11 protein-coding genes and 3 tRNA genes are annotated in these 14,324 nt (G+C 33.7%); 7 read left to right on the top strand and 7 right to left on the bottom strand.

Annotation, left to right across the window (positions count from 1 at the left end):
- Positions 1-1,279: 1,279 nt before the first annotated feature.
- From BOQ64_RS21505 to BOQ64_RS21490, 7 genes are all read left to right on the top strand, one after another.
- Positions 1,280-2,788 carry a vitamin K epoxide reductase family protein gene (locus BOQ64_RS21505; protein ID WP_129059280.1) on the top strand — a complete coding sequence of 503 codons (1,509 nt, stop codon included), beginning with the start codon at positions 1,280-1,282 and terminating at the stop codon, positions 2,786-2,788.
- Positions 2,789-2,882: 94 nt separating this feature from the next.
- The gene (locus BOQ64_RS23270; RefSeq protein ID WP_164975862.1) at positions 2,883-3,047 is read left to right on the top strand and encodes a bacteriocin-like protein; all 165 of its coding nucleotides are present in this window, start codon (positions 2,883-2,885) and stop codon (positions 3,045-3,047) included.
- A gap of 82 nt (positions 3,048-3,129) precedes the next feature.
- Positions 3,130-5,322, top strand: coding sequence for a peptidase domain-containing ABC transporter (locus BOQ64_RS21500; protein ID WP_129059279.1), 2,193 nt, complete (start codon positions 3,130-3,132; stop codon positions 5,320-5,322).
- A 70-nt stretch (positions 5,323-5,392) separates the two neighbouring features.
- Positions 5,393-5,587, top strand: a complete 195-nt coding sequence (locus BOQ64_RS24975) for a bacteriocin-like protein (RefSeq protein WP_410494490.1) — start codon at positions 5,393-5,395, stop codon at positions 5,585-5,587.
- Positions 5,588-5,633: 46 nt separating this feature from the next.
- Complete coding sequence (locus BOQ64_RS24250) at positions 5,634-5,975, top strand: hypothetical protein (protein ID WP_228448513.1); 342 nt, start codon at positions 5,634-5,636, stop codon at positions 5,973-5,975.
- A complete protein-coding gene (locus tag BOQ64_RS21495; protein WP_228448512.1) occupies positions 5,969-6,931 on the top strand; it encodes an HlyD family secretion protein in 963 nt (320 codons plus the stop codon). The genes BOQ64_RS24250 and BOQ64_RS21495 overlap by 7 nt, the downstream gene beginning before the upstream one ends.
- 123 nt (positions 6,932-7,054) lie before the next feature.
- Entirely contained in the window at positions 7,055-8,224 is a 1,170-nt protein-coding gene (locus tag BOQ64_RS21490) for a putative phage abortive infection protein (protein ID WP_129059278.1), read from the top strand.
- 504 nt (positions 8,225-8,728) lie between these two features.
- Here the strand turns inward: BOQ64_RS21490 and BOQ64_RS21485 are convergent.
- The 7 genes from BOQ64_RS21485 to clpX form a co-directional block, all read right to left on the bottom strand.
- Positions 8,729-8,802: transfer RNA gene (locus tag BOQ64_RS21485), tRNA-Met, on the bottom strand.
- A 242-nt stretch (positions 8,803-9,044) separates the two neighbouring features.
- Positions 9,045-9,118 (bottom strand) — tRNA-Met (locus BOQ64_RS21480).
- A gap of 242 nt (positions 9,119-9,360) precedes the next feature.
- Positions 9,361-9,434: transfer RNA gene (locus tag BOQ64_RS21475), tRNA-Met, on the bottom strand.
- 44 nt (positions 9,435-9,478) lie between these two features.
- Complete coding sequence (locus BOQ64_RS21470; RefSeq protein WP_129059277.1) at positions 9,479-10,771, bottom strand: peroxiredoxin family protein; 1,293 nt, start codon at positions 10,769-10,771, stop codon at positions 9,479-9,481.
- A 61-nt stretch (positions 10,772-10,832) separates the two neighbouring features.
- The gene (locus BOQ64_RS21465; RefSeq protein WP_185147093.1) at positions 10,833-11,060 is read right to left on the bottom strand and encodes a signal peptidase; all 228 of its coding nucleotides are present in this window, start codon (positions 11,058-11,060) and stop codon (positions 10,833-10,835) included.
- Positions 11,061-11,065: 5 nt separating this feature from the next.
- Positions 11,066-13,039: a T9SS type A sorting domain-containing protein gene (locus BOQ64_RS21460; RefSeq protein WP_129059276.1), complete on the bottom strand. Its 1,974-nt coding sequence runs from the start codon at positions 13,037-13,039 to the stop codon at positions 11,066-11,068.
- A gap of 75 nt (positions 13,040-13,114) precedes the next feature.
- Positions 13,115-14,302: an ATP-dependent Clp protease ATP-binding subunit ClpX gene (clpX, locus tag BOQ64_RS21455; RefSeq protein ID WP_129059850.1), complete on the bottom strand. Its 1,188-nt coding sequence runs from the start codon at positions 14,300-14,302 to the stop codon at positions 13,115-13,117.
- Positions 14,303-14,324: the final 22 nt, after the last annotated feature.

Genomic DNA, 14,324 nt, shown 5'->3' with positions numbered 1-14,324 from the left:
TAAGCATACGATTAAATAATAGGATTCATTCAAAAGGTCAGTTATTGAAATCTCCATCCAATTTCCGGTTTTTTTTGCATTTCCAAAGAAATTACATTCTTCCCCTGCTTTTAATTAATGGATTATACTGCTAAATCTTTCCCCTATTATGGAAATAAATGATAATTATTGTCACTTTGGAGCCAACCCAATCAAACAAACAATAACAAGCTAAATATCAAAAAACTACACAATATTAATTTCATTTAAACTTATAAATATCATATTATATCTTCCCAAAATTTATAAATCCAGACATACTTTCCTTGCCTCATTGAAAAAGCACATGCATCTTTGTCTCAGGTAAAAACACAATGATTTATTTTTGTATGTATACAGTACAAAATTTAAATAAAAGCTGATCAGCTTTTCACCATCCTTCGCCAAGGATAATATGGCAAACAGGCAAAGTATTAATAAAAAAATTCTAACAATGAAAATGAAGAAAGATTTCTTTTCTGAAAACAAAAAGTCAATTAGATAAAGAGTTTTTTTAAATCCTCGATCAATCAACTACAAGAATTTATAATTTCATTTTTTATAATTGCAAAGAGATTCCTTTTAAGACTAAAGAAATATTTAGGTTTAATATCAACTTTAACCATGAAAACATCAAAATATCCGCTTGCGGAAAAGTAGATCTAAAATATTTCAATACTCATCTTCCAAAAGTTCTTGAAGCAATTAATCATAATTCCTGTTTACACAAAAAAATTGGAATTGATACAGATGAAAAACTGTCCTTTAGTGGTGGAAAAATTTGGAAATATCCACCAATCCAGTCTTGAGGAGGTTCTGATACAAAGTGATTTAAAAAAGTATTGGAACCTCACTAAGGACAGTATAGAGACTTGGGAGGACTGGGCTAAACCCCTCTTGAAACAAAAGAGCCTAAAACATTATTCTTTGGATAATATTCTAAAGTAAAAAGCTAAAAAACAAATATTTTTCCAATCCCACAGGTGTACGCTAATTATGAATGTAAAAATAACCATGAAAACACTACATATTCACCTGTGGGAAAAGGGAAATAATCCCTGTTAAGATCTTCCATCTTATATTTTTGCAATATCAAGTTTTATTTTATATCCGGATAAAAAACACATTTTAGCCCAAATTCTGCAAAATAAAATATTGATATTCAAATCAAATCTACTAACAACACCTTATATCTCACTAATAAAAGAAAAATTCTTTTGTTAATTTAAAACATCTGTGTATTTTAGATGAAAATATTAATATGATTTTTGATAAACTAATTAACTACCTAAAACTTGATAAGCAGGAATTTATTTTCCAGTTTAATTCTCACCCCAATTATCCATCTGCACTGGCCTTCAGTGATACCTTAAACTTTTTGGGAGTAAAAAATGATGCCTACCAGCTTGATAAAGAATATTGGGACGAACTTCCTGAAGAGTTTATCGCGATTGTTGACAATGCTTTCTCATTAGTAAAAAAATCGGGAAGCAACTATTCTGTATACTCTGAAAAAGCAAAAACTTTAGGCAAAGAAGAACTTTACAAGAATTCAACCGACTTTGTACTTCTGTTTGAAAAAACTGAGAATATAGAGAATAAAACATCTTTCAATTTCAAGCCTATTCTATATGCAGTTTTTGCAGTGATTCTTATCTATTCTTTTATATATCAAGGGCTACTTGAAGCCATTTTTAACCTGCTTTCTTTAGCTGGAGTTTATATTTCCCTTGAATTATTCAATCAAAAATTCGGAAATACATCTACTGTTATAGGAAGTATTTGTGGGGGCGCTCCTGCTACTCAAACAGCTAACTCATGTGACAGGATTATCAAACAGGACAAGACCAGTATTCTAGGATTAAAGTTTTCAGATTTCTCACTCATCTACTTTACAGGTTTAGCTATACTAGGGTTATTTTTACCGGCTACCGCTTATATTGTTAAAGGGTTTACTTTCGTTTCTATACTTGCTATTGGTTATTCTCTATATATTCAGGCTTTTGTTGAAAAAACATTTTGTAGAGTTTGTCTGTTAATTATCTCTATCCTGGTGGGGCAATTAGTGATCAGTGCCTTCTTTTTCCAGAATCTTTCTTTTGGAGTTGGAGCTCTTTTACTTACTGTTATCCTATGGGCAATGATTTTTTCTGCAGTAATGTATTTCAATACTCTGCTTGAACAAAAAGAAGAACTTCAGAAGACCAATGCTAAAAATCTTAGATTCAAAAGAAATTATGAACTGTTCAAAAGCCAGTTATTAGAAAAAGAGAAAGTAGAATTTCAGGATACTGAGACATTTTCTGTAGGAAAAAAGGATGCAAGACTTCGTATTTCCATTATTTCCAATCCTTATTGTGGATTCTGTAAAGATGGCCATAAATTGGCAGAAAGTCTTTTAAAGAAATACCCTGAAGATGTTTCTTTACAGATGAGATTCAACTATACCCCTGAAAGATCTAATGAAAAATACGATGCATTAATCTCCGATCTTACCCATATCTACAACAATAAACCGGAAAAAGAATTCCTTCACGCTGTAGAAGAATGGTTCGAAACAAGGGATGAAAAAAGAATCAATATTTTATCCGGTGGGGTTCCTACAACAGAAAACCTGAATTCTTTGACTCAAATGACTGTGGAAAACAGTAATGCAGGGCTTAACTTCACTCCTATCCTTGTAATTAACGGTTATCAGTTCCCGGAAAAATACGACAGAGAAGATATTGTATTCTTTGTTGATGAATTAATAGAAGACGACGAAATTTAATTATATCCAGTGATTCAAAATTCACTATCTTAGGAAAAACAAAAGCGATATCCGAAAAGCTATAAAAGAGTAGGAAAACCAAAAACTATTTATTATGAAAAATCTAAAAAAACTTTCAAGAGAAAACCTAAGAATACTGAAAGGTGGTATTACTCAGGAATGTGCAAGAATTCAAAGTGAAGCGAGCTATTGCGAATCCAAAATCAACCCGCCTAAAGAAGGTGCTGTAAATGCATGTAACAAATGGTGCTACTACTAGTCAACCATTTCATTGAATTATAATATTGAATAAAGTAAAAATGTCGTCAGAATATGGCGACATTTTATAATGATTATTAGCTTTGAAGAAATTTCCTTTTTATAAACAACCAGACACTAAAGACTGTGGACCTACATGTCTTAGAATTGTAAGTAAATATTACGGTAAAAGTATATCCCTGCAACAGATCCGGGCCCTTTCTGAAACCACCCGTGAAGGAAGTAGCCTTCTCGGATTGAGTGATGCTGCAGAAAACCTGGGTTTCCGTTCATTGGGAGTTCAGGTCGATTTTAAAACCCTCGTAGAAGAAGTTCCCCTTCCATGTATTGTGCATTGGAATAAAAACCACTTTGTAGTTGTTTATAAAACCGATAAAAATAACAAGATATACATCTCTGATCCCAGCTATGGACTGATTACTTACAATCAGGAAGAATTCATCAAAGCATGGATTGGGGAAAATGCCAGCGAAAACACTGAGGAAGGAATAGCCCTTATACTGGAAACAACACCGGCATTCTTTCAAACTGAATTTGATAATGAAGAAAGTAAAGCCAGCTTTTCTTTTCTTTCAAAATATTTATTTAAATACAAATCACTTGTTATTCAAATCGCGATAGGACTTCTTGCAGGAAGTTTACTATCTCTGGTTTTCCCATTTCTTACTCAGAGTATTGTAGACGTTGGGATCCAGAATCAGGATATTAACTTTATCTATCTTGTCCTGCTTGCACAGATTATGTTATTCTTTGGTAGAATGGGTATTGAGACTATCCGAAGCTGGATTCTTCTCCACCTTTCTGCCCGAATCAATATTTCGATTATTTCCGATTTCTTCATCAAACTTATGAAGCTTCCCATCAGCTTCTTTGATACCAGAATGACCGGAGATATCATGCAGAGGATTAATGATCACCACAGAATAGAACAGCTTCTTACGAGTTCTTCATTAAACACTCTGTTTTCATTAGTCAATTTGATTATCTTCAGTATTGTTCTTCTATTCTATGATTACAGACTTTTCATTGTTTATCTTGTAGGAGCAATAGCCTATATCGGATGGATCAGTTTCTTCCTTAAAAAGAGAAAAGAACTGGATTACAAAAGATTTTCACAGGTTTCTCAGGAACAGAGTAAGGTGATTGAGCTGATCAACGGAATGCAGGAAATCAAAATGCATAATGCTGAAAAGCAAAAAAGATGGGACTGGGAATTCCTTCAGGTAAAACTATTTAAAATTAGAATAAAATCACTGTCTTTAGAGCAATGGCAGTCTGTAGGAGGAAACTTTATTAATCAGATGAAAGATATTCTGGTAAGTTTCCTGTCTGCAAAATTGGTTTTAAGCGGAAACCTAACTTTAGGGATGATGCTATCGGTTCAATATATCATCGGACAGCTGAACAGCCCGCTTCTTCAGCTTATTGATTTTATTAAACAAACTCAGGATGCCAAAATCTCCCTTGAAAGATTAGGTGAAATTCATGATAAGGAAGATGAGGAAAATAAGGATGAACAGTATGCTATGGAAATTCCGCAAAGGGACATTGAAATTACTGATATGTCATTCAGATATATCGGATCTGATGTTCCGGTTTTTGAAAATCTGAGTCTTACTATTCCTTATCGAAAAACTACTGCAATTGTTGGAGCCAGTGGAAGTGGAAAAACTACTTTACTGAAACTTCTGATGAAATTTTATGATCCGGACCAGGGTGATATCAAAATTGGGAATACAGCCCTGAAGAATATTTCACCACGATTCTGGAGAGATCATTGCGGCGTTGTAATGCAGGAAGGATATGTATTCAATGATACAATTGCCAATAATATAGCCGTTGGTGAAGATCACGTTGATAAAAAGAAACTGAGACGTGCAGTAGAAATAGCTAATATCAAAGAATTTGTAGAAGGTCTTCCGTTAAGCTATAATACAAAGATCGGAAATGAAGGTGTTGGAGTGAGTGGTGGACAGAAACAAAGGCTTTTTATTGCCAGAGCTGTTTATAAATCTCCTGAATATATACTGTTTGACGAAGCTACCTCGGCTTTGGATGCCAATAATGAAAAGATCATTATGGAAAATCTTGAGCAGTTTTTCAGAGGTAAAACAGCAGTCGTTATTGCCCACAGACTCTCCACTGTAAAACATGCCGATAAGATTATTGTACTGGATAAAGGAAAAGTGGTAGAAGAAGGCAGCCATGCCGAATTGGTAGACTTACGCGGTGAATATTACCGATTGGTGAGAAATCAGCTTGAACTAGGAAATTAACCATTGAGAATCAATATATAGCGGAATCCGAAAAGCTTACAGAGTAGGAAACTAAAAACTTCTATTAATTATGAAAAATCTAAAAAAACTTTCCAGAAAAGATTTAGTTTTTGTCAGTGGGGGTGCAATAATTCCGGACGACAACTGTTGTGGATCATGGTGCCTGGGTAGCTGGATGCCATGTCGCCTGCATCATATTGCATGTCCACCAGACGCAGACACTTCACCACCATCGTGGTATGACGGGACTTGCCCACGTATTTAAATTATATTCCCCCTGAAAAATTGGGGGAACTTTATCTCAGAAAACAATGAAAGAAGACGTTTTAGACAATATCGAACTCCGCTCAGAAAGTGTACAGGATATCCTTACTCAACCTCCTAATTGGATGATCCGTTGGGGAAACACGCTTATATTTGTAATTATCCTACTCATTTTTGTTATGAGTTATATTATAAAGTATCCGGAATTTGTACCGGCCCCTATTATAGTAACCTCTCAGAACCCACCGGAAAAATTAGAGGCAAGAATAAACTCTAAGATTGAAAAAATATTCATTAAGGATCATCAGGAAGTAAAGAAGAATGATGTTCTGATGGTAATGTTGTCAGCAGCCAATTACAAAGATGTTATCGCATTAAAAAAATGGTAGATTCCATATCTCCGAATCAGCTTAGTTCCTTCCCTATTGCTCAGACTTCAAGATTTAAATTAGGTGAACTTCAGGGAGACTACAATAGCTTTGCAAAAGCATTTCAGGATGAAGAGCTTTTTACAAGATTACAGCCTTATGCTCCGGAAAACCTCGCTACTAATCTCAGTTTATCTGAATCGAGAGCGAGAATTACGACTTTAAAACAGCAAAAAAATCTGGAATCAGCTAAATACGACCTTACCAGAAAAAACTTCCAGCGATCTCAGGAACTATTCAATCAGGGAGTGATCTCTGCCATGGAACTTGAAAATGAAAAAATCAAATATCTTCAGGCTCAACAGAACCTTGAAAATATCAATATTTCTATTTCGCAAGCTGAAGAAGGAATTTCTAATCTTAATAAAACAAGAAGCGGAACAGTAATTAATACAGAAAAAGATAAAATCAATTATTCTTCACAAACCTTACAGCTATTTGAACAACTCAGAAAAGCTTTAAAGCTTTGGGAGCAAAATTATCTTGTTATTTCATCTACGGATGGTGTTGCCAGTTTCCAACAGTTTTTCGGCGAAAATCAGTTCGTAAAAGCCGGAGAAGCTATTGTATCTATCCTTCCTAAGAATAAGGAGAAATTAGTAGGCAGAATGTCTGTTCCTACCGTAAACTCTGGAAAAATCACTCCAGGAGAAAAAGTATTAATCAAACTGGACAACTATCGTTTCCAGGAATACGGAATTGTAGAAGGAAAAGTTCAGAACATATCACTTATTCCGGATGACAAAGGAAATTATTATGTAGACGTAGTTCTACCAAAAGGATTAAAAACAAGCTACAATAAAAATCTGAAATTTGATAAAGAGCTAAGAGGAAGTGCAGAAATTGTAACTGAAGATCTGAGACTTATTGAAAGATTCTTCTATCAAATCAGAAAGCTATTAGGCTATCAGGCTTAGTAAAGGCTTTAAACAAATAAAATATGCCGTTTTCAATATAAGGAAACGGCTTTTTTATAATAGAGTGATATGTCCTGAGAAATTTGAATAAATAAAACAAAATAACATACATAATAAACATCTATGAAGAAAAAGAAACAGCCTCAAATTCTTTGGGACAAGAAAGTAATAATATTAGTCGTATTATCATTTTCAATTATTATTTTTTCATTTCTTGCACCAAACTTGTTAATCGATAATAAAGAAAAATTTGATGCAAATTCTGGCTATATAGGAGATACTATAGGCGGAATTATGAACCCACTCATAACACTTAGTAGCGTTTTTATAACTTTCTTAGCTTTTTATATGCAACTAAGAGCAAATCAAATTCAAATAGAGAACTTTAAAACTGATTTAAAAAATCAGAATAAGAATATTAAACGGCAATTGAAATTACAAACCAACGAAAATCAAAGAATTTTTTTTGAAGCTCAATTTTATGAAATGTTAAAACTACACAAAGAAAATGTGAATGAAATTGAAGTTGACTTATACATTTACAATGAACAAAAGACCTATGATACATCTGAAAATACAGATTCTTTTCAAGAAAAAAAAACATCTGTTATTAAATCAGTAATAAATGTAAAACAAATCAAAGGCAGGGACGTCTTTATCTATTTAGCCAATGAATTGGAAATAGCCTTTAAAATTTATAGAGGCTCTAAGTCTAGTGCCTTATTTGCTACTGGTGTTTCTTCTTTTTTAAATTTTTCAATTCCATATAAAGCTTTTTTCAATGGATATTCCACTCTAGAAGAAGGTAAATACAAATCTACACTACTGGGAGAGAAACAAAATTTTGACAACTCTATATTAAATGGCAAACATATAGTTAATGAGTTTATTAACAATAATACCAAATCAAGGTATCCACTATTTGAAGGACATGAAAATAAATTAGGGCATTACTATAGACATTTGTATCATATCGTAAAATTCGTCGCACAAGAAAATGACTTTTTAACATATCCTGAACAACGCAAATATTTACGTATATTAAGGGCTCAACTTTCTAATTATGAACAAGCCATGTTATTTTATAACTATTTGGCATTTGCACCTGAATGGGAAAACACAAATAAATTTTTCTCTGACTTTCGAATGATTCATAACTTATATCAAGATACATTAATAAATGATCCTTTTTTTAAACAAGAATATCAAAAAATAAAAAACAAACAACAAATAGCTCGTTCATATAAAGATAAAGATTATATTTTTGAATCTCAAAAATGGGATGAAGATTAATAATTTAACTTTTTAGGGTTAATGATCGGAAAAATACTTATCTCACCCTTTAATAATTTACAGGTTTGCAAATTCTAGAAACATCTAAATTACATCTATTTTCAGCCTATTAGCAGAGCTATGATCTCAGTACGATTTAAAAGAAAAACACAGTTTTAATTTTTAATGAGGATTTAATAGTATTATTGTTTCATCCCAACTTATCCGGTCGTTGTGGATCAAAATATTCTATTAATAGGCAAAAAACAGAAGACATCGGATAATTTTAAATTAGTATAGGCTTTATATGATAGTATATAGGATTAGCTTTATTGTGTTTTCTCAAACTTATTCCCATCATCTACTGTTAATATATATAGCTTAATTTGTAACAAATAGAAAAATCAACTACCGTCTATATTCTCTAGGTAAAAAAATAACCTAATGAAGAAACTATTCCGGAAAATGAATACTATGGTATAAAAATAAAAACCGCAACCATTCATAAATGATTGCGGTTTTTTGTAGCGAAGACGGGAATTGAACCCGTGACCTCAGGGTTATGAATCCTGCGCTCTAACCAACTGAGCTACCTCGCCGTTTTGGTGGTGCAAATATAAAAAAAATAATTTTATCTGAATCCTTATTACAACAATAAAGTTTAAATATCTTTTACATGAAACAAACTCAACAAGATATTACTACAATCTAAATAAAGCTGAAGCCTTCAGATGACATTTTATAGGCAGGGTGAGCAATTATGAGGAAAATAATTCTGAAAAATGAAAGCAATTATATAAAAATGAAAACCGCAACCATTTATGAATGATTGCGGTTTTTGTAGCGAAGACGGGAATTGAACCCGTGACCTCAGGGTTATGAATCCTGCGCTCTAACCAACTGAGCTACCTCGCCGTTTTGGTGGTGCAAATATAAAAAAAATAATTTTATCTGAATCCTTATTACAACAATAAAGTTTAAATATCTTTTACATGAAACAAACTCAACAAGATATTACTACAATCTAAATAAAGCTGAAGCCTTCAGATGACATTTTATAGGCAGGGTGAGCAATTATGAGGAAAATAATTCTGAAAAATGAAAGCAATTATATAAAAATGAAAACCGCAACCATTTATGAATGATTGCGGTTTTTGTAGCGAAGACGGGAATTGAACCCGTGACCTCAGGGTTATGAATCCTGCGCTCTAACCAACTGAGCTACCTCGCCGTTTTGGTGGTGCAAATATAGAAAAATATTCTTTACCTCCAAAATTATTTTAACATAAAATATTCTAAAACATTCCCTACATGGTCTGGTTTGTTGATTATCTTATTATTAGCATCTAAAATAAAATAGGTTGGTGTTGCATGAACATTGTAAGTATCTACATAACTACTGTTCCAGCCTCTCAATTCTGAATCATTGATCCATGGAAATGCAGCAATCTTTTTAGAATAAGAATTTTTATCTACATCTAAAGACAACGCGATAACCTGAATATTTTTTGCTTTTAAATCATTGTATTTCTCCAATAACTTCGGAAGTTCAGTTTCACAGTGTGAACATGTAGATGACCAGAATACAATAACCTTCTTGTCAGCCTTCACATCATGAATTGATTTTGCTGTAGTATTAGTTGCCGACTGGAACTTATTATTAGGGAATACAGCTCCCATTTCCACATTAGCATTAGATTTTAGAGTAGAAGCTAATCTATCATTAATAGTACATTTCAGATTTTTAGCTAAACCAAGATACTTGTTTTTAAACTCATCCATCTGATAAACATCAAAAATATCGATAAGTTCAGACAGTACTGTTTGCCCTCTTGGAGTTTCCACCTTTAAACGGTCTAAAAGTTTATCTACTGAGCCACCAACATTAGTATTGCCTCCAGAGTTTAAATAAGCTAATAATACAGGTCTCAGTAGTGATGAGCTTTCCAGCATATCATTAGACTTATCAAGGAAGTTAATGATTTCATCCTGATCAACCTTTTTATTACCATCTGCCTGATTTCCCAGGAATTTACTGTAATTAGCATTATAATAAGTTATAAAAGGGTGCTTGGCAGCATCAATAGAAGTGGATGTCCCTGAAAGTCTGTCAATCTCTGTTTTTAGAGCTTTTCCAAAGTCTGTAGTATCTTTATAGTATTCTTTGATTTGAGTTAAAGCCGGAAGTATAAGTTCTTTCTTTTGAGAACCTTCCTGTTGCTTACTCATTAGCTCATTAGCCTCATCCAGATATGTAACATCCTTCACTTTATTATTCTGAATATCTAACTTAATATTTACATTCTTGTTTTCAGAAATAAAGCTTACCGTATTATTGGTTGTGGGAAAGTAAATCTTCATCATCCCCATATAGTTGCTTGGATATTTAAAGGTCCATGTATTATTCTTGCTTTGTTCTTTGGTAACAATAATATCTTTTGAACCGCTTAATGTATATAGAATGGCATCCTGGTCTTTAAAATCTGCCGGTGTCTGAACTGTAACTGTAAACTGAGCCTGCAGTGCAAATGCAGCTAAAACCGCAGCTAGTGTGTAAATCTTTTTCATAGAGTAAAAATAAAAAAACTCTCTGATTAATCAGAGAGTTTCCTATTATTTTAATAAAATTTTATGCTTTTATGCTTTTATACTTTTTTGTGTAGAACGCAATGAACACGATAGCTACAATAGCAAGTAAATATATATACATATCTATTGGTGAAGCTGGTGCACCTGGTCCACCTCCTCCGATACCTCCTCTTCCTGTAGGAGCTGGAGCTGGTGGGATTTCTTCTGCATACGCAAAGGATACCACAAAAAGCAAAAGAGCGGATACTAGTTTATTTATAGTTTTCATATTATTTATTTTAAGATTTTGGTGTTAACTATTACTCCTTTATCAGAAACCACTTTTACAACATAAGAGCTCTTCACTGAACCATCCAGTTCAATTACGAAATCCTTAGCTGTATCTACAGCTTTCTTAGAGATGATAAGCTTACCACTCATATCATAAACTTCAATATCTGCTTTTTTCCAATTTTTATCAAATCTCACAATATAGTTGCTAACCGCTGGGTTATAAACAACCATTGTTCTTGAAAGTGATGACGTATCTTCTTTTGTTGCCAATGAACCTCTATCAGGAGCTCCATAGTAAAGGTTATAAGTTTTAGAATTTACAGGAATAACTGCATCCTGTTTAACTTCTTCAACATTACCATTAGCCGTTTTATAATAGAATCCAGTTCCAGAAGATAACTGATGAACTCCTGTTGGAATCATTTCAGCATTTTCTCTAACTTCAAATTTGTAAGAAACAATTTTCTGAGTCTGACCAGGCTCATTGTAATCAAAACTATTTAAAACAACATTTTTACCCAAGAAGTCTTTTTCGTTTGCTTCATTGATGTATAATGAGTAGTTTGATTGATAGTTAGGGTCAATTCCTCCAGTTGTTTTTTCTTCATATGTAACAATCAGGTTATCTCCAGAAGCAGCCTGTACCGTAGTAGCTGTAGATGTCTGGTGTCCTGTTGTAGCATGTCCTGAAACTACATAATAAGTTCTTGCCAATTCTTTACCGCTAGCGTCTAGACCAATTACACCTAACTGCTTAATAGTTCCGGCACTAACACTTTTAAATGCATTTTTAGCATTTACATTGTAATCCGTATTAGCAGGTCTTGCTGTATTTTTAAATCTTCTAAGGGTATTAAAATTTAGCGTTTGAGGAGTGTTATCTCTTAACTTCATAATGAAAACCCCCATTGGTTTTACCATAAGATTATTAACATCTCCTACAGGAATGTGAGTAGTCTCATCAAATGTCATAATAAGAGCATCAGTAAAAGTACTTCCTGCATTGGTATACTGTACAGATCCCGGCGAATATTGAACCGCCCAGATATTATTGATTGCGTTGCCATCACTAATACCATTTGGAGTAGTTTCAGTATATCCGATAGTTGATAAATCTAAATTCGTTAAGAAAGGGTTACCAAATTCGTAAATATTCTTACCATAATTTCCTGCCCATGGGCTTGCAGTTTCTTCAAACTGGTCATAAAGGTAAGTGTTATATTTCTCATTATACATATTAATAGCCCCACCATTCGCACCAAAGTTAATACCATTACCAGCATTCTGTAAATTAACAGTTGCTAAGTTCGAGAATGGCTGACCATTAACAGTGTAAACAGCGTTGGCTCCTCCTGGAGGAGCACTAAGATCTAAATTGTTATTATTAGATCCCAGCATATAATATCCATAAGGAACTTGAGTAGCAGAAGCAGTTGTTAAGGTTTTACTTACAACCACAGCATTATCCCAAGTTAAGATTTCATTCTTAGAATATCTGGCATCAGTAAAGGTTTTGTTAAGTTCGGGAGATAGAGTATTTAATACCTTATTATTAAAAGGTAGAGCTATCTGTTGGTAAAAATTACCGGTACCATGCTTGTCTGCTCTATACTCTTTACTTACAACACCTGTAACATTGGACTGGGATAATCCATTGATGTACAATTGTCCGTACGTAGATGTTGCATAGGTTGCAGGGGTATTCATTTTCAGAACAATGTTTCCACCATCGGTCTTTGCACCCGTACCAGCGGCATCTAATGTTCTAAAAGCGTCTCCGCCCGCACCTTCTATCATAACATTTCCACGCACTTCCAAAAGACCGGAGCCTTTTGTCTGTACACCTCCACCACTATAAACTAGGGTGCCTTCGCTCACATACATATTAGCATTAGTGTCAACATGACATAGTATCTGCGCCTGAACAGAGTAACTAATTGCTAAAAGACCTATAGCAAATAAACTTTTTCTCATTGTATAAATTATTTGTGTGTTAATACAATCTTCACCCGCAAAGGTATTATTTTTTTCTTTAAAAAAAAAACTTTTTTATCTATTAATCAAAATATTATCTTCAGTTAAGACAATCTCTTTTTCCTCTCCTATTGAAAACATATAGTCTTCCAGAACCTTTTCTGTAGTCCCTCTAAGACCTCTTGCTCCCAATCCTTTTTCAATGGTTTCCTCAACAATTTTTTCAATTGCCCCGTCGGTAATTACCAAATCCGTGCCATCCATTTTGAAGAGTTCCACAAATTGATTCACTATTGAGTTTTTAGGCTCTTTCATAATTCTTACCAGCGTTTCTTTTGTGAGTTTATCAAGGTAAGTGATGATTGGAAACCTTCCTAAAAGTTCGGGAATTAATCCAAAAGAACGTAAGTCAATTGCATTAATATTTGTTAATACATACTCATCTTCATCAGTTTTATTGATTTTTTCTGAACTGAAACCAATAGCCTGCTTATTCATTCTTCTTTCAATAATCTCTTTAATTCCGTCAAAAGCTCCTCCAGCAATAAAAAGGATATTCTGAGTATTCACCTGGATGTACTTCTGATCCGGGTGTTTTCTACCTCCCTGTGGCGGTACGTTTACGATACTTCCTTCCAACAGTTTCAATAATCCCTGCTGTACTCCTTCTCCGGAAACGTCTCTTGTAATACTTGGGTTATCTGATTTTCTTGCAATCTTATCAATCTCATCAATAAAGACAATTCCTTTTTCTGCCTTTTCCACATCATAGTCGGCCACCATCAATAATCTTGAAAGAATACTTTCAACATCTTCCCCTACATATCCTGCTTCTGTTAAAATAGTAGCATCCACAATACAGAAAGGAACATTAAGTTCTCTGGCAATGGTTTTAGCCAACAACGTTTTTCCTGTTCCTGTCTCTCCTATCATGATGATGTTAGACTTTTCAAGCTCTACTTCTCTGTTTTCATCCTGAGCGTGAAGCAATCTCTTATAATGGTTGTATACCGCAATGGAAAGTTGCTTTTTGGCCTGATCCTGTCCAATGACATACTGGTCCAAAAACACCTTGATCTCTTTTGGCTTTTTAAGATCTTCCATATTGTCTGCAGGAGAATGTCCTGATTTGGAAGCACTGTCTTTCACAATAACATGTGCCTGCTCTATACAATTTTCACAAATAAAACCGTTCTGCCCAGAAATCAACATTTGTACTTCATTTCTTTTTCTTCCGCAGAAAGAACATTGGTTTGGATTCATATTATATAATATATATGTATAT

This window comes from Chryseobacterium sp. CH25 (assembly GCF_004119455.1).
Taxonomy (GTDB): domain Bacteria; phylum Bacteroidota; class Bacteroidia; order Flavobacteriales; family Weeksellaceae; genus Chryseobacterium.
This window is presented reverse-complemented; position numbering and strand designations above follow the sequence as displayed.

Excerpts from the sequence above, each read along its gene's own strand:
- BOQ64_RS21505 (WP_129059280.1), top strand. The coding sequence starts at position 1,280 with ATGATTTTTGATAAACTAATTAACTACCTAAAACTTGATAAGCAGGAA.
- BOQ64_RS23270 (WP_164975862.1), top strand. The coding sequence starts at position 2,883 with ATGAAAAATCTAAAAAAACTTTCAAGAGAAAACCTAAGAATACTGAAA.
- BOQ64_RS24975 (WP_410494490.1), top strand. The coding sequence starts at position 5,393 with ATGAAAAATCTAAAAAAACTTTCCAGAAAAGATTTAGTTTTTGTCAGT.
- BOQ64_RS24250 (WP_228448513.1), top strand. The coding sequence starts at position 5,634 with ATGAAAGAAGACGTTTTAGACAATATCGAACTCCGCTCAGAAAGTGTA.
- BOQ64_RS21495 (WP_228448512.1), top strand. The coding sequence starts at position 5,969 with ATGGTAGATTCCATATCTCCGAATCAGCTTAGTTCCTTCCCTATTGCT.
- BOQ64_RS21490 (WP_129059278.1), top strand. The coding sequence starts at position 7,055 with ATGAAGAAAAAGAAACAGCCTCAAATTCTTTGGGACAAGAAAGTAATA.
- BOQ64_RS21470 (WP_129059277.1), bottom strand. The coding sequence starts at position 10,771 with ATGAAAAAGATTTACACACTAGCTGCGGTTTTAGCTGCATTTGCACTG.
- BOQ64_RS21465 (WP_185147093.1), bottom strand. The coding sequence starts at position 11,060 with ATGAAAACTATAAATAAACTAGTATCCGCTCTTTTGCTTTTTGTGGTA.
- BOQ64_RS21460 (WP_129059276.1), bottom strand. The coding sequence starts at position 13,039 with ATGAGAAAAAGTTTATTTGCTATAGGTCTTTTAGCAATTAGTTACTCT.
- clpX (WP_129059850.1), bottom strand. The coding sequence starts at position 14,302 with ATGAATCCAAACCAATGTTCTTTCTGCGGAAGAAAAAGAAATGAAGTA.